This window comes from Pseudomonas sp. GW821-FHT11D10 (assembly GCF_058808435.1).
In genome coordinates this window covers 167,390-182,844 of the sequence record NZ_JBXARR010000010.1, presented here as the reverse complement: position 1 = coordinate 182,844, position 15,455 = coordinate 167,390, and the positions used below count along the sequence as shown (strand labels likewise).

Annotated in this window: 11 protein-coding genes; 1 reads left to right on the top strand and 10 read right to left on the bottom strand. The window is 54.9% G+C overall.

Features of this window, described 5'->3' with window-relative positions:
- Nucleotides 1–45 precede the first annotated feature (45 nt).
- On the top strand, nucleotides 46–1,731 hold the full coding sequence (rpsA, locus tag AC1RT4_RS25225; RefSeq protein WP_007950918.1) for a 30S ribosomal protein S1: 1,686 nt from the start codon (nucleotides 46–48) through the stop codon (nucleotides 1,729–1,731).
- Between the two features lie 117 nt (nucleotides 1,732–1,848).
- On the opposite strand, the gene AC1RT4_RS25220 is transcribed toward rpsA, so the two are convergent.
- The 10 genes from AC1RT4_RS25220 to AC1RT4_RS25175 all read right to left on the bottom strand — a co-directional run bounded on the left by AC1RT4_RS25220 (nucleotide 1,849) and on the right by AC1RT4_RS25175 (nucleotide 15,009).
- Complete coding sequence (locus tag AC1RT4_RS25220; RefSeq protein ID WP_493088728.1) at nucleotides 1,849–2,859, bottom strand: NAD-dependent epimerase; 1,011 nt, start codon at nucleotides 2,857–2,859, stop codon at nucleotides 1,849–1,851.
- Nucleotides 2,860–2,870: 11 nt separating this feature from the next.
- A complete protein-coding gene (locus AC1RT4_RS25215) occupies nucleotides 2,871–4,220 on the bottom strand; it encodes a UDP-glucose dehydrogenase family protein (RefSeq protein WP_493088726.1) in 1,350 nt (449 codons plus the stop codon).
- Nucleotides 4,221–4,263: 43 nt separating this feature from the next.
- Nucleotides 4,264–5,460 (bottom strand): glycosyltransferase, encoded by a 1,197-nt coding sequence (locus AC1RT4_RS25210; RefSeq protein WP_493088724.1) that lies wholly within the window; start codon nucleotides 5,458–5,460, stop codon nucleotides 4,264–4,266.
- Nucleotides 5,461–5,480: 20 nt separating this feature from the next.
- Complete coding sequence (locus AC1RT4_RS25205; RefSeq protein ID WP_493088722.1) at nucleotides 5,481–7,517, bottom strand: class I SAM-dependent methyltransferase; 2,037 nt, start codon at nucleotides 7,515–7,517, stop codon at nucleotides 5,481–5,483.
- Nucleotides 7,514–10,669, bottom strand: a complete 3,156-nt coding sequence (locus AC1RT4_RS25200) for a glycosyltransferase (RefSeq protein ID WP_493088720.1) — start codon at nucleotides 10,667–10,669, stop codon at nucleotides 7,514–7,516. The genes AC1RT4_RS25205 and AC1RT4_RS25200 overlap by 4 nt, the downstream gene beginning before the upstream one ends.
- A 71-nt stretch (nucleotides 10,670–10,740) precedes the next feature.
- Entirely contained in the window at nucleotides 10,741–11,772 is a 1,032-nt protein-coding gene (locus AC1RT4_RS25195; RefSeq protein WP_493088718.1) for an acyltransferase family protein, read from the bottom strand.
- Between the two features lie 51 nt (nucleotides 11,773–11,823).
- Nucleotides 11,824–12,582, bottom strand: a complete 759-nt coding sequence (locus AC1RT4_RS25190; protein WP_493088716.1) for an ABC transporter ATP-binding protein — start codon at nucleotides 12,580–12,582, stop codon at nucleotides 11,824–11,826.
- Nucleotides 12,579–13,376 carry an ABC transporter permease gene (locus tag AC1RT4_RS25185; RefSeq protein WP_085647520.1) on the bottom strand — a complete coding sequence of 266 codons (798 nt, stop codon included), beginning with the start codon at nucleotides 13,374–13,376 and terminating at the stop codon, nucleotides 12,579–12,581. The genes AC1RT4_RS25190 and AC1RT4_RS25185 overlap by 4 nt, the downstream gene beginning before the upstream one ends.
- Nucleotides 13,373–13,849: a GNAT family N-acetyltransferase gene (locus tag AC1RT4_RS25180; protein WP_221616033.1), complete on the bottom strand. Its 477-nt coding sequence runs from the start codon at nucleotides 13,847–13,849 to the stop codon at nucleotides 13,373–13,375. The genes AC1RT4_RS25185 and AC1RT4_RS25180 overlap by 4 nt, the downstream gene beginning before the upstream one ends.
- A gap of 32 nt (nucleotides 13,850–13,881) precedes the next feature.
- Nucleotides 13,882–15,009 (bottom strand): DegT/DnrJ/EryC1/StrS family aminotransferase, encoded by a 1,128-nt coding sequence (locus tag AC1RT4_RS25175; RefSeq protein ID WP_085647522.1) that lies wholly within the window; start codon nucleotides 15,007–15,009, stop codon nucleotides 13,882–13,884.
- Nucleotides 15,010–15,455: the final 446 nt, after the last annotated feature.

Sequence of the window (15,455 nt, the reverse complement as noted above, 5' to 3'; positions counted from 1 at the left end):
ATGTGGAGACGGGCGTATTTTTCGCCCTAATCAACAGGAATTAAAATGAGCGAAAGCTTTGCGGAACTCTTTGAAGAAAGCCTAAAGACCCTGAACCTTCAGGCAGGCTCCATCATCACCGGTGTTATCGTTGATATCGATTACCAAGCTCGCTGGGTAACCGTTCACGCTGGCCTGAAGTCCGAAGCACTGATCCCTCTGGAGCAGTTCTACAACGACGCTGGCGAACTGAACATCAACGTCGGTGACGAAGTTCACGTTGCTCTGGACTCGGTTGAAGACGGTTTCGGTGAAACCAAGCTGTCCCGTGAAAAAGCCAAGCGCGCTGAATGCTGGATCGTTCTGGAAGCAGCCTTCGCAGCTGAGGAAGTGGTCAAGGGCGTTATCAACGGTAAGGTTAAAGGCGGCTTCACTGTCGACGTTAACGGCATCCGTGCGTTCCTGCCAGGTTCCCTGGTTGACGTCCGTCCAGTGCGCGACACCACGCACCTGGAAGGCAAAGAGCTGGAATTCAAGGTCATCAAGCTGGACCAGAAGCGCAACAACGTTGTCGTTTCCCGTCGCAGCGTCCTGGAAGCCGAGAACTCCGCCGAGCGTGAAGCTCTGCTGGAATCCCTGCAGGAAGGCCAGCAAGTCAAAGGTATCGTCAAAAACCTCACCGATTACGGCGCATTCGTCGATCTGGGTGGCGTGGACGGCCTGCTGCACATCACCGACATGGCGTGGAAGCGTATCAAGCACCCTTCCGAAATCGTCAATGTTGGCGACGAGATCGACGTCAAGGTTCTGAAATACGATCGCGAGCGTAATCGTGTTTCCCTGGGTCTGAAGCAACTGGGCGAAGATCCATGGGTTGCTATCAAAGCCCGTTACCCAGAAAGCACTCGCGTTACCGCTCGTGTAACCAACCTGACCGACTACGGCTGCTTCGCTGAGCTGGAAGAAGGCGTTGAAGGTCTGGTACACGTTTCGGAAATGGACTGGACCAACAAGAACATCCACCCTTCGAAAGTCGTACAAGTCGGCGACGAAGTGGAAGTCATGGTTCTGGACATCGACGAAGAGCGTCGTCGTATCTCCCTGGGCATCAAGCAGTGCAAGTCGAACCCATGGGAAGACTTCTCTGGCCAGTTCAACAAGGGCGACAAGATCTCCGGCACCATCAAGTCGATCACCGATTTCGGTATCTTCATTGGTCTGGACGGCGGCATCGACGGTCTGGTTCACCTGTCCGACATCTCCTGGAACGAAGTGGGCGAAGAAGCCGTACGTCGTTTCAAGAAGGGCGACGAACTGGACACCGTTATCCTGTCGGTTGACCCGGAGCGTGAGCGTATCTCCCTGGGTATCAAGCAACTGGAAAGCGATCCGTTCTCCGAGTACGTCTCGGTTAACGACAAAGGCGCAATCGTTACTGGCACCGTGAAAGAAGTTGACGCCAAAGGCGCCATCATCGTTCTGGCCGACGACATCGAAGCGACTCTGAAAGCCTCCGAAATCAGCCGTGACCGCGTTGAAGACGCGCGCAACGTTCTGAAAGAAGGCCAGCAAGTAGAAGCCAAGATCATCAGCGTTGATCGTAAGAGCCGCGTAATTCAGCTGTCGATCAAATCGAAAGACGATGCTGAAGAGAAAGAAGCCATCCAGAGCCTGAAAGCAGCTCCGGAAGGTGAAGCAGCTGACACCACTATGGCGGCACTGCTGCGTCAAGCAATGGCCAAACAGAACTGAGTTCTGTCTGACCATTAAAAAGGGCGACTTCGGTCGCCCTTTTTTGTGCCTGGAATTCGGCAAAAAAACGCCGGATCACAAGATCCGGCGTCGTTTGATGGCTGAACGATCAGAGCATCAGCTGATGTTGTAGAAGTCCTTGTACCAGTTCACAAAGCGCTGTATCCCGCTTTCAATCGGTGTGCTGGGCGCATACCCGGTATCGATCTTCAACTGCTCGACATCGGCATAGGTGTGTTCCACATCGCCCGGCTGCAACGGCAGAAGCTCTTTATGAGTGGTTTTACCGAGCGCTTGTTCGATGTGCTTGATGTAGTCGAGCAATTCGACCGGTTGACTGTTGCCAATGTTGTAAAGCCTCCAGGGCGCAGCACTGGAGGCCGGATCCGGCTTGAGTCCAGACCATTGGGCGTTCTGTGCAGCCACATGGTCCAGAACCCGTATGACGCCGTCGACGATGTCGTCGATGTACGTGAAGTCTCGGCGATGCTTCCCGTGATTGAAAACCTTCAGCGGTTTGCCTTCAAGGATTGCCCGCACGAACAGGAACGGCGACATGTCAGGTCGGCCCCAAGGGCCGTAGACAGTGAAGAAGCGCAATCCGGTAGTTGGCAATCGATAGAGATGACTGTACGAGTGCGCCATCAGTTCGTTGGCTTTCTTCGTGGCGGCATACAGCGACACGGGATGGTCAACGTTGTCTTGTACGGCGAAGGGCATGCTCTCGTTGGCTCCGTACACTGAGCTGGACGAGGCGTACACCAAGTGTTTGACGTGAGTTTGTCGACAGCCCTCGAGAACGTTCAAGAAGCCTGTAAGGTTGCTGTCTGCATACGCGTGGGGATTCTCCAGCGAGTACCGCACACCGGCTTGCGCCGCGAGATGGACAACTTTTTCAAAGCCTTCTGTCTCGAACAGTTTCGCCATCGCAGACCGGTCAGCGATATCCATGCGGATAAACCGGAAGCCCTCCTGCGGCGTCAATTGCGCGAGGCGAGCATCCTTGAGAGCCACTTCGTAATAGTCGTTCAGATTATCGATGCCAACGACTTCATCGCCGCGGGCAAGCAGCGCCTGGCTGACATGAAAACCGATAAAACCGGCTGCGCCAGTCACAAGTATCTTCATGGGACAGCTCCTTAAGGTTGCAGAACGGGCATGAGCGAGTCAGCGCGACCGATTGCGTAGTACATGAACCCTGCCTCCTTGGCTGCTGCAGGGTCAAACAGGTTACGCCCGTCGACCAGTACCGGGTAATTAAGGCAGGTTTTCAGCTTCTTGAAGTCGACAGTGCGAAATTGTTTCCATTCTGTGCAAATTACCAGGGCATCGGCGCCTTCCAGCGCCATTTCACGATTGGCTGCCAATTGCAGATCGTCGCGGGCTCCGTAAATGCGCGTGGCCTCGCTCATGGCAGCCGGGTCGAATGCCTGAACTTTGCCACCTGCGGCCCAGATCGCTTCGATCAGATTGCGACTCGGCGCTGCGCGCATATCGTCGGTGTTGGGTTTGAAAGAAAGGCCCCAGACGGCGATGGTCTTGTTTTTCAGATCGTGATCGAAGGCGAGGGACAGCTTCTCGAACATCACGTTTTTCTGGCGGTTGTTGACGGCCTCGACGGCGTTCAACAGTTGCGCCTCGTAGCCGATTTCCTGGGCCGTGCGGGCGAGCGCCTGAACGTCTTTCGGGAAGCATGAGCCGCCGTATCCACAACCGGGGTAAATGAACTGGAAACCGATGCGTGGATCGGAGCCGATACCCAGGCGGACCTGTTCGATATCGGCCCCCAGCCGCTCTGCCATCTGCGCGATTTCGTTCATGAAGCTGATCTTGGTCGCCAGCATCGCATTGGCCGCATACTTCGTCAGTTCGGCGGCGCGCACATCCATGAAAATCAATTTGTCGTGGTTGCGGCTATAAGGTGCGTAGCACTCGCGCATGACTGCTTTGACCGTTTCGGATTCGGTCCCTACGATAATGCGGGCACCTTTGGCGAAATCCTCAATGGCCGAGCCTTCCTTGAGGAACTCGGGATTGGAGCAGACATCGAAGTCGAGCCCGGCGTCTCTGGCCTGCAGGATCGCGTCGACCGTCTGGCTGACTTTGTCGGCAGTGCCTACCGGAACCGTGGATTTGTTCACGATCACTTTGTGCTCGGTCATGTACTCGCCGATGGTGCGAGCAACGGCCAGCACATGCTGCAGGTCGGCAGAACCATCCTCGTTGGGTGGGGTGCCCACCGCGATCATTTGCAATTGGCCGAAGTCCACGGCTTGCCTGGCGTCGGTTGTAAAGTGCAGGCGGCCCTCGCGTTGGTTCTGTGCTACCAGTGCGTCCAGGCCCGGTTCGTAGATCGGGATGATGCCTTGCTTCAAGCTCTCGATTTTCGCGTTATCGACATCGACACACATCACGTCATGGCCAACATCTGCAAGGCAAGCGCCCGTGACGAGTCCGACATACCCGGTGCCGAAAACTGTAACTCGCATAATTTACATCCTGATAAATTCGGGGCCGCTATCAAGGGGCTGATTAAAGAGAATCACTGCGTGAGAAGGCGAATTTGATCCGATTGATCAGTTTGTGTACCAGCAAACGTATTCCGCCTTGGGAGTAGACGGTTGCTGCGCGTACCCAAAGCGATTCGAATCGAAGAAACCGCGTCATGACGTAGGATCTGAGTCGGTTGGTTCGCAACGGACTGATCTTGCGGCGCTTCATGTGCTGATGAACTTGAACGAAGTGCTCGGACCATATGGTCGCCACGTGGGCGACCGAGTGTTTTTTGAAAACATCGTCGTAGGCTTTTGCTGCGATGCTTTCTCGCAGCGTCCTGTCTTCAATCAATCGACTGATCGCCGAATACCACGCGTCGGAGGTATTGGGCGACAGAACCCCGGTTTCACCCTGGGCGATTGATCGTTGATAGGGCGGCATGTCCGAATAGACACCGGGCAGGCCGCATGCCGAGTATTCCCTGTACTTGTTATTGGTCTTGCAGCGATTCGAGGCATTGTCGATGAGCGGCGCGAGGCCTATCGACCATTGGCGCTCCTGCTTGAAGTGCAAGAAACCCGCATAGTCCGCAGTGTGGGGGAAACAGCGAATGCGATCGTTGAGCTCAAGATCGTTTGGCGCAGCACCGATAAACTCGAAAACGACCTGCGGGTAGGCTTTGAGAAGGGGGGATATGACAGGTTTGATAATATCCAGATCGTCAGCCCTCGAAGGGCTGCCGGCAAAACCTATTCGCAGTTCATCAAGCTCGATCTTTCGGGTGGGCTGCAACAAGGAAAAATCGAAGAACGAAGGCAATATTTCGATCTTTTCATTGAACTGAAATAAAAACTCCGCAAGCAAGTCAGAATTCGTCAGTACTCTGTGAGCGCTTGAAACGGCGATTTCCAGCGTGTGCCGAATCAATGGGTGCTGGTAATACTTGGCGATCGGTGAGTCGCCTTCGATTTTCCAGAAGTTGTCATCGATGTAGTAAATGTAAGGATGATTGGCGTTCTGCAGTTTCTCGATCCACAGTCGCAGGGAAGGATCGCCGCTGCGCACGAACAGTGGAATAGTGGTTTTGCGAATATCCGCTATCGTCAGTTCGGACAGAAACTTCTTCCGGTAGACAACGCCATAGGATCGACAGGCGGACAGCATGTGCTCAATCAAATGAGTCGTTGCTATCTCGCCTTCGATAACCATCAGGATATCGATTTTTCCCTTCATCAAGCTGCGACCTTTGACCATTACTGGAGAGCAGCGAACGGGAAGTATTTGGTGCGCTTTTTCATGATGGAATACTGGCTGACTTCGTAAAGGGCAACCGGTACATCGGAGTCCCTGACGAAGACACGCAGATACCAATTGGCGTCCAGGTTGACTGCTGTCGGAAGTGCGAATCGAGTCGGCATCTCGGGATCGATGTCGGCGAGAGACAGAACGACATGGGCGACAACTTCGTCATTGCTGGAGACGATCTCTACGCCCAGCAGGCCAAGTTGCCCGCGCATCAACGGTCGAACCGCGAGCAATACGCCGCCGAGGTTCTCCTGACGAAGCGGCATCAGGTATTCGCGATAGGGAACGTTGCGCAAGTCATCGCCAAGTGTCAGCACAGGCCGGGAAGTCTTGAGCAGGTGTTTCTCCGTAAAGCTTCTGAGCGGCGTGAAGGCCGGGGAAATCGAATTCCACAGCGAACTTTTGCTCTTGTACAGCGACACCAGTTGCAGGGAGCGCGAGGAGCGATACTCCCGGACTTCCGATTGAAGGCTGTCAATGACCTGCAATGCTTCGTGGCGCGATTGACTGGCCTGGCTCTGTGCCGTGCTGAGTGCCAGGTTCAGATGTTGCACTTCCTGGGCGAGAGGCGATTGAGTCAGTGCTGCTTTCTTCGTCGCCTGCTGGGCGTTGATGACGTCCTGCTGGAGGCGATGCTGTTCGATGTTCCAGGTTTCTTCCTTGGCGCGATACCAGTCGATGATGCCGTTGGCTGCAACGAGTTCGGCTTTGACCAGTGCAACTTTGGCATTGGCAATGGCCGACACTTCCAGGCGGGAGCGTAGCTCCTTGTTTTCCTGCGTCTGATCCAGCAGGGCCTGATGAGCCGCCGAGGTATTGGACTGGGCTTCTGCCAGGCGTTCATGCAGTTCATTGACGAGCAGCAAGGCGTCGACATTGTCGCTTTCAAGTTTGGCGTTCTGTTCGCTCAGGCGGGTGATCTGGTCGCTCAGTTGTTCCTGTTCCAGTTGAGACTTCATCAACCGGGTTTTGCCTTCGTGGATCTGTGCCGAGAGGGCTTCAGCCTTTTCATAGGCACTCATCACCTGCAACCGCAACTGGTGATTGTCCGCACGGGCCTCATGCAGCAGGCGGTCGGTCAGTGCACGATCTTCGGTCAGCTCATTGATGCGCCGCTCCAGCAGTGCATCGGTGGTAATCGCCGAGGCCGCTGCAGCGGCTTGTGCTGCCACTGCCTGGGCAGCTGCGGCCGCTGTCGATTGTTCTGCCGCCGCTGCTTGTGCCGCGGTCGTCACTTGTGCCAGCTCGGTTTTCAGGCCCTCGATTCGCTGACGAAGAGCGGCTTCCGACTGAGTGAACTTCTGGATGATTTCGTTTTGCTCGTGCATCTTGAGGTGCCTGATGTAATGAGGTTCATAAGGTTTGAATGCGCTGACGTGATCTTCGTAGTTGACGCCAGGCGAGCATTCATCACCTTTCCAAACGATCAACTGGTACATGATCTGGTCACATACGTTGAATCGCTCGTTACGAAACTTTCTCTTTTGCTCGAGCGGTAGATGCAAGTACTCGGGGAAGTAGAAAAACTCCATGTTGATCAATCGAATATCGAGACCAGGGTTGGAGTTGTCTGACTTTGAAAGTCCCCAGGGGCGCTTTACCGGATCCGCATAGTCCGCTTCATCCACCGGTGTTTCCGTGTGGTCAGTCCAGAAGCGAGGCGTGTGCTCGTTGAAAATCGTGATGTGGTAAGGGTTGGCGATATTCAGTTTCTGTTCGTTATAGGGCGCGATAATGCATACCTGCGCCCCATGCTTACAGACGCGATAGATTTCGCGCATGGTGAACATCAGATCCCGGGCATGCTCCAGGAAGTGCGACGAAAACAACATATCGACCGAATCATCTTGCAGCGGAATGCCAAGATCGATGTCGGCCAGCATGTCGACTTCCGGCATCGGGAAACGATCGATGCCGAAGAATCCTTCCTGCTTGCGTTTCCCGCAACCCAGGTCAACGTTCACCACTTCATTCTCTAATGTCATTTATCCAGCGCTCTGCTTAATTGGCTGATCTGACTGCGGGTGGTGTTCAGAGTTGCAAGCAGCATCTGTTCATACGAAGACGCCGAGGTCCTGGACGAATTGTCGCCCGGCTTTTGTGCAGCTTTGCGGTGCCGAGCGAATTCCTCGAATGCCTGGTTGTAAAGATCCACCAGTTCGGAGCGAACGTAGCTCGGGCGAGCAAGGAATTTCATGGATCGCTGCGCACGATCGATGATTTCCAGACGCTGCAATTGTGACAGCCGGATGTACTGCGACACGGCCGCTGCCATGGCCTCTGGACTGTCGTCCTGGGCAAGGAAGCCGCTGTAGCGATGTTTGATGATTTCCCCTACGCCGCCGACAATTGTTGAAACAACGGGTATGCCCATGGCCATTGCCTGCAACATGGTTTGAGGCATGGACTCATCGGTAGCCGATATCAACAACAAGTCGCACTTATCATAAAACGGTTTTGGATCGTCGATAAAACCATGAATGATGAATTTATCTTTATATTGGCTGGCTTCAATTAATGAAGTGCACTCGGCCAGGTATTGATTGTGAAATACCGTGTAGCCGATCAGGTCCAGCGAAACATCGAATCCGGCATCGTTGAGCAGGATGGCCGCCTGAATTGCACCGAGTTGATTCTTGCGCGGCTGCAGGGTGCCGGAGACAAGAATTCGCAGGGCGTTGCCGCTCTTGGCCGCACGGGCGCGATTGGCTGCGAAGCTGGCGAAGTAATCTTCGGCGACCGGGCAGACGATACGCCGGGCCGGACTTTTCGACAGGCTCGACCATTTGAAGCCGTGAGTCAGTGAGGAGCAGTGGATCGAGTCGGCAAAGTGAACGATGGAGTTGCCGGCGCCTTCGTAAAACTGATGAACACTGGCGCTGCAGGGAATCCCCAGTTGTTTGGCCAGCAAGCTCATGGTCGGTGACCATGTCGCAAAGTGCAGGAAACCGATTCTTTCCGGCTCGAGGCAATTGGACAGATGCCGTGCTGCCGCCTCATCCTGCGGCTGAAATGGGCGCTGCGGTTGCGGACTGTCGATATACCCCGAAGGCCACTGCTCTTCTAGCAGGCACGCGCCATTCGTTGCGGCGTCCCAGCGCGCCTTGAAGATCGGGCCGTAGGTAGCATCCTGCGGAACGATGCCGACGACGCGGAAACCCAGCGAAGCCACGAGGCTGGCGTGGCGGATCAGGTGCAGCGTGGCGCCGCCAAGAGCTGTTTCGTGGAAGGCATAGGCAATGGCTTTATCGCCCAGTCTGGAATGCAGGCGAACGGCTTCGCAACTGGCAAGGAAGTCGTAGAACTGCGACTCGGTGGTATAGCGCGAAAGCACCAGTTCCCGGGCGTTCTCCAGCATCTGGTCACGCTTTTGCTGGCCCATTTCGTAGCAATGATTCAGCGCCTGTTCCCAGGCCTCGACCGTATTTTCCACCTTCACACAACAGGCATCTGGAATGTCGGAGTAGGGCACGGCATCCGTGAAGATGCCAATGGCGCCGGCCGCGACCGATTCCAGCAGCTTGACCGGGCTTTTGCTGCGCGCGGCACGGGTGCTGAAGTCCAGGGGAACCAGTGCGATGTCGAAGCTGGTTTCGCTCAGGTCGCGAATATAGCTTTCGTAGACGTGGGTGAACGGTTTGAAGAAAACCGGGCATTCCAGTGCGCCGAATTTCTCCGGATCCAGACCCCAGAAGTGAAACTCCACCGAGTTGGCGTGGGCGCTGGCGAAGTTCGCAAGCGCTTGCCAGAGCTCGCGCAGAATATCCTCGCGAACGGCGCCGGACATGATTGCGACTTTCAGACGCTTGCCGCGGCTGTAGGTGCGCTTCTGCACGAACCGGGCATGAATGTTGGTATTGAGCCGAACTGTTTTACTGTTGAGCTCGCGCAGATCTTCATTGATTGCATCGCTGTAACCGATGCAGGTGTCGACCGACTGGATCTGCTGCGCGATGTTCTGATAGGTCGGTGTGCCAGGCGCAAGAAAGCTGTGTTGGGGGCCGACTTCATGGAAGTGCAGCATGTTGTCGTCCATCAAGTAGGCCAAAGGCATCTTGCCTTTCTGGTTCTTGACGAATTGGCTGCCGGCAACGCCGACAGTGCGATAGAGCACGGTCACATCCACGCCCGCCAGATCGATGACCGGCAGGTCGTTTTCCTTGACGAAAGTGCTGGTGATCGCCCGCTGTTCTGCCAGTTGCGTGAAGTTGTGGATCGTGACATCCACCGATGTCGAATAGTCCGGTTTCACGGTCAACAAGTGCAGCTTGCGTCCTCGAGCGGCCGCCGCGACCGCCATTTCGGAGTCGCTGCAGTAATCATTGAACTTGGTCAGGAACGGCGCGGCTTCCATGCGCCGGTATTCAACGATTTCCGCATCGGTGAACGTATCGGCAAATTGCGAGAGATCGATGACGTCGTAGTCGTTGATTTTTGCAGGGGTCAGCAAGTGATCGCGTGGTATCGCCAGGCTCTTTCTGTACCGCGCGAAGAACAGTGGAATTTCCTTGCCCAGCGAATCGACCAGGTTGGCCCGTACATGTGACGTCACTTCGTCGACCCAGATAAAGTCGGCGTGTTTGGCGAATCGCAACCACAGGTCATAGTCCGAATAGCGACGCATCATGACGTGCGAGTCATACATGCCTGCAATATCAAACAGGGACTTGTGGTGCATGACCGTGTTGTTGGCAATGTAATTGCCGTTCATCAACAGGCCGTAGTTGAACGGTCCGCCCAGCTTGCGGGTGGTGATCGACCCGTCGGCGAGGGCGATGTCGACGCTGGCGTTGGCATAGGCCACTGCAGGTCTGGTGCACTTTTCCAGTTGCTCGACACGTACTTGCAGGCTGTGCTCGGTCCACATGTCGTCGTCGAACTGGTAGGCAATGTATTTGCCTTTCGCCCGCAGCGCCGCCTGGTTGACGCGCAATGCCGGCAGGCCGCTGTTCTTGTGGTACGAATGAACAATGATGCGCGGATCTTTCTTCAGGTATTCCTGCAGGACGGCCGCAGAGCCGTCCCGTGAACCGTCGTCGACAATGATCAGTTCAAAGTTTCGGTAACTTTGTGCCAATACACTGTCGATGGATTCCTGCAGCGGCCCGTGGCCGCGGGAATAGGTCGGCAGAATCACCGTGACCTTCGGTTTCGACGGTGCCTTGGAACTGGCATGAATCTTCAGGTCAGAGGAGAAATCACTAAATTTCATGGCTGTTCCAGGGGCTGGTTCTGATGAAGCGGGCTTTGGCGGGTCAGAAGTTTATCTACGGCCGGACGAATTTTGGTCTGATAGAGCCAGTACTCGAACTTGCCGAACAGAAAGGCGGCCGGCAATGCAATCACGGTCATGATCGCAATCGAGGTGTAGAGATCCACACCGTGAGGTTTGAGGGCCAGGAACAGGCAAAAGATCACCGGCATGTGCATCAGGTAGATGCCGTAGGAGTAGTCACCCAGTTTGATGAGAAATGCTGGAAGTGCGGGCAGTCTGATCAGGGCCAGGATAGCGATGGCGCCCATTGTGCAGATGATGGCGGTATAGCGCAGTTCAGGAAAATACACCGCTTCCAATGCCATGGCGAAGAGAGCGGCATAGGCAATCCCGTTTGTCGGCGAGAAAAGCAGTCGCGACAGGAAGAAACCGACGATGAAGTAAATGTTCAGCGTCGAAATAACGATTTCACTCAACGTCGGCATGGCGACACTGGTCTTGATGCCTGCATTGGCAAACCCAAGGATGACCAGCAACCAGGCAAACATGACAATGTTCAACAGTTGCGGCCTGGCCTTGAAGGCAATCATCGCCAGGAACACCAGGGCGTAGAAAAATACTTCGTAGATCAATGTCCAGTACGGGATCTGGAACGTCCCGTTGAGCGAGCCGACCGGAATCAGCAGCATCGAAAGTGTGCCGCTGTTCAGGACGGGACGGTAACTGGAGAAAACAAGGAAAATCAGCGAGGCAACAATGGCGGCAATGAAAAAGGCCGGGTAGATGCGCGCGAGTCGGTGCGCAGCGAACAGGCTTGGTTTCTTGTCTGTCTGCAAGGCGATGACGAAACCGGAAATGATGAAAAATACGAAGACGCCGATCGATCCGAAGCTCAGACGCAAGAAGCCTTGCAGGGAATCGTTATTGATTTGTCCGGAGAAGTACACCGCGTGCTGAATGAAAACCAGCAGTGCAGCAAGCCACCGCAGGGCTTGAATGTTCTTTAAGTTATAGGGGGTCGTCATGTTGGCTCGCTATCCTAGCTGTAAGTCTTGGCCGGAAAAGGTTGTGATTTGTTATTGAGCGTTGGTGTGTTCTTCGTTGTAACGCTTGACGATTTCGTCGGTCGGGCCATCCGCGACAATCCGGCCTTTATGCAGCCATACCGTGCGGGTGCAGAAGTCATTCAACAGGTTGAAGTTATGGGTGGTGAACACCAGGATTTTTCCCTGTTCCATAAACTCGAACATGCGCCGTTTGGCTTTCTCGGCGAAGGAAATGTCACCGGCGCCCATGACTTCGTCGATCAGCAGGATTTCCGGGTTGATGCTGGTCGACACGGCAAATGCCAGCCGAATGAACATCCCGGAGGAGTAAGTGCGTACCGGGTAGTCGAGAAAGTCGCCGAGCTCAGTGAACGCGGCGATTTCCGGCAGCTTTTCTTCGATGGCATCGGCGGACATGCCCAGCAACAGTCCGCGAATACGGATGTTGTCCCAGCCCGACTGATTCATCTCGAAACCGGTGGCGAACTCGAACATCGGGCAGACGTGCCCTTTGATCGAAACCGATCCTGCGGTGGGCGGATAAATGTCCGCCATGACTTTGAGCAGGGTGCTCTTGCCGGCGCCATTGAGCCCGATCAGCCCGACACGCTCACCATGGTTGATTTCCAGGTTGATGCCTTTGAGCGCTTCGATACGGTAGTTGGTTGCCGTATCGACATTGCGCGTCAGCAGCTTGCGCTTGAGCCAGCTTTTCAGTCCCTCTTCACTGCTGAGTGCACCTTCGAAGGTGATGTCGACGTTTTTCAGAATCAGCGATGCACGAGTCATAAGAGGAAAACCACGCGAGAATCAAGCTTGTAGGCAACAAGCAAAGCGGCTACCCAGGTGGCCAGTACATATGCACCGGCGTACAGGTAGTTTTCCGGCAGGGCAAGTTCACCCTGAATGATGGGGTGTCGTACCACGTCGATGAGGTAATAGAGCGGGTTGAACTGGTAGATGAACCCAAGCCCTTTCTCATGGAGCAGTTTGATCGGGAACATGATCGGCGTGATGAAGAACATCATCTGCAGCATGACGGCCATGGCGTGGGGAAAGTCGCGAAAACGTGCGCCGAGATAGGCGCTGATCGCAATATGACCCAATGCCGCCATGATCAGCAGAGCCAGCCCCGGAAGAGCGTACAGCCAGCCGAGCGGGGTGATCTCGTTGAAGAACAGTTGCACGGGGATCACGACGGCAATGCCGATCAGCAATACGATCACGCTCGAGATCAGCGTCCTCAGCAGGTAAATCTGCTTTGGATAGGAGAACTGTTTTATATAGCCCTCGGCCCTGACGAACGTGGCGCTGGCATCGGTGATCGATGCCACGATAAAGCCCCACAGGGCGAAACCGCAGGCCAGGTAAGGCAGAAACTCGTGAACGGGTTGGCCGAACAGCAGACCGTAGATGAGCCCGACACCTGTCACAAAAAAACCGGTCGTCAGCACGATCCACAGGGGACCGAAGAATGACCGGTGAAATTTTGCCTTGATGTCCTGAACGCCCAGGTAAGTCCAGACGCGCCACATTTTCAATGCGCGCGTGCTATCGATAAACAGCCTCGTGACACTCGTCATTCAGTTCTCGCCTGTTTTTTTCGAAGGCCCATTCTGATGAGGCCGTCGTAACGCTGCTCTTCACAGAAACCGTGTTTGCGGTAGAGGTGAATGGCGCGATCGTTGGTCTCGATGACTTCGAGAAAGACATAGTCCAGATCAAGCGTGTGCCAGCAGATATCCAGCAGTACACCACAGGCCCGACCGATATGGCCGCGACCCGCCTGATCGGCGTCAACCAGAAAACGACCGACTTCAGCGGTGCGGTTCTGCCAGTCGATGCCATAGACGGACGCCTGACCGACCAGCTTGCCGTCTGCTTCGACAACAAACAGAAAGTCGGTTTCGCTCGGCTGATAACGCTGATGGAACCAGTTGGCATGCTGCTCGTATGTGAGAGGCGTCGAAGTTTTGAACCAGACACGTGCCTCGTCCCGGTTTCTCCAGGACAAGGTCTCGTGCAGGTCACTCTCTTCGATCAAGCGAAGGCGCATTGCGCCTTCATCAAACGAGGGGAGTGAGCGCTTCATTTTGCGTAGCGGATCAGCAGTTCGCACACGGTATCGACGTCGGCACGGGTCAGGCCCAGGTGCATCGGCAGCGACAGGATTTCCTGGCTGGCCTTGGCTGCATTCGGGCAGGTGCCGGCACCGAACGAATACATCGAGTACTCGGTGTTGTCGCGGTAGTGCACGCCTGGGTAGATCTGGTGCTCGTTCAGCGCCAGCATCAGAGCATCGCGATCCTTGACGCGAATCTGCAGCAGGTGGGTCGAGGACTCGCAACCTGGTGTTACGTTGACGATGCCGATCTTGGTCTGGCCGGCCAGGTTCTCACGGTACCAGCTGGCCAGTTGACGACGATAGGCGTTGTCCAGGTCCAGATACTTGAGTTGAACCAGACCCATGGCAGCCATGATCGAGTTGCCGTGATATTTGTAGCCCAGCTCTTCAACGTCGTACATCCACTTGTACGCGCCTTGTGCGGCGGTGCGAGCGAAGGTGTCTTTGTTGATGCCCAGCCAGCTCAGCTTGCGAACACGCTCGTCGTCTTCTTTACTCTTGAAGCAGATCATGCCGGAGTCAGCGGTCGGCAGGTTTTTCACGGCCTGGAAGCTGAACACGACGCAGTCGGCTTCTTGACCGACATGTTTGCCGTTGACGCGAGTGCCTGCCATGTGGGCGGCATCGAGGATCAGCTTGATGTCGTGCTCTTTGCAGATTTCAACGATTTTCTGGTACTGGCCGATGTTGCCACCGATGCCAACGAAGATCAGAGCCTTGGTTTTCGGCGTGATGCGCTCGATCACACTTTCCGGGTCGAGGCACAACGACTCGTCGACGTCTGCGAATACAGGCTTCATGCCCGCATACAGAATGGCGTGGTTGGTCGAAATGAAGGTCAGTGGCGTGGTGATGACTTCATCTTCATCGCTCCAGCCGAACTTGGTTTTGTACAGTTCGACGGCCAGGTGCAAGCCAACGGTGTTGGAGCTCAGGAAGTGGGCATTTGGCAAACCGGTATAGGTTTTCCATTCCTCTTCCATGGTCGCGGTTTTGAAGCCGAGACCGGTCCAGCCTTTTTCGAGGCATTCGCGAATGGCAGCGAGGCATTCATCAATACGGAATTTTGGTACGAACAGCTGAATCGACATGGAATGTCCTTATAGGTAGATCAGGCTACAAGCTGGGGGTGCCTTACTTACCGATCGAGGTTGTGCAAGAGTTGGGCGTATGAACCTGGATCAATGCGGTGACATCGACACCAGATCGCAATTTTTTTGAGGGTGGATCCGGTCAAGCTGGGTGTCGCGGTGCTAGCAGATATGTGAACTCCATGTCTCGACTCCAGTAAAAGCTGGAGAAAAGTCTTCTCACAGGCGAACGTCTGTTTTTGCAATGGCTCTGCCGGCCTCGCAACGTCAGAAACACGTATGCGTTGTTGAGCCAAACCTCGGCATGCGAGCTGCCGGGCTTTGAAAAACTTCGTGAGTTGCCTATATGCAAAGGTAAAACATCAGCGCTTTTCGTAGGGGCCAAGTCGGTTTTCCATCACTCTATTCGTGACTTTTCCGATGATGCGTACAGATTTTTCTTACGC

Bases quoted from the DNA above. Each gene is read 5' to 3' on its own strand.
- rpsA (WP_007950918.1), top strand. From the start codon at position 46: ATGAGCGAAAGCTTTGCGGAACTCTTTGAAGAAAGCCTAAAGACCCTG.
- AC1RT4_RS25220 (WP_493088728.1), bottom strand. From the start codon at position 2,859: ATGAAGATACTTGTGACTGGCGCAGCCGGTTTTATCGGTTTTCATGTC.
- AC1RT4_RS25215 (WP_493088726.1), bottom strand. From the start codon at position 4,220: ATGCGAGTTACAGTTTTCGGCACCGGGTATGTCGGACTCGTCACGGGC.
- AC1RT4_RS25210 (WP_493088724.1), bottom strand. From the start codon at position 5,460: ATGAAGGGAAAAATCGATATCCTGATGGTTATCGAAGGCGAGATAGCA.
- AC1RT4_RS25205 (WP_493088722.1), bottom strand. From the start codon at position 7,517: ATGACATTAGAGAATGAAGTGGTGAACGTTGACCTGGGTTGCGGGAAA.
- AC1RT4_RS25195 (WP_493088718.1), bottom strand. From the start codon at position 11,772: ATGACGACCCCCTATAACTTAAAGAACATTCAAGCCCTGCGGTGGCTT.
- AC1RT4_RS25190 (WP_493088716.1), bottom strand. From the start codon at position 12,582: ATGACTCGTGCATCGCTGATTCTGAAAAACGTCGACATCACCTTCGAA.
- AC1RT4_RS25185 (WP_085647520.1), bottom strand. From the start codon at position 13,376: ATGACGAGTGTCACGAGGCTGTTTATCGATAGCACGCGCGCATTGAAA.
- AC1RT4_RS25180 (WP_221616033.1), bottom strand. From the start codon at position 13,849: ATGCGCCTTCGCTTGATCGAAGAGAGTGACCTGCACGAGACCTTGTCC.
- AC1RT4_RS25175 (WP_085647522.1), bottom strand. From the start codon at position 15,009: ATGTCGATTCAGCTGTTCGTACCAAAATTCCGTATTGATGAATGCCTC.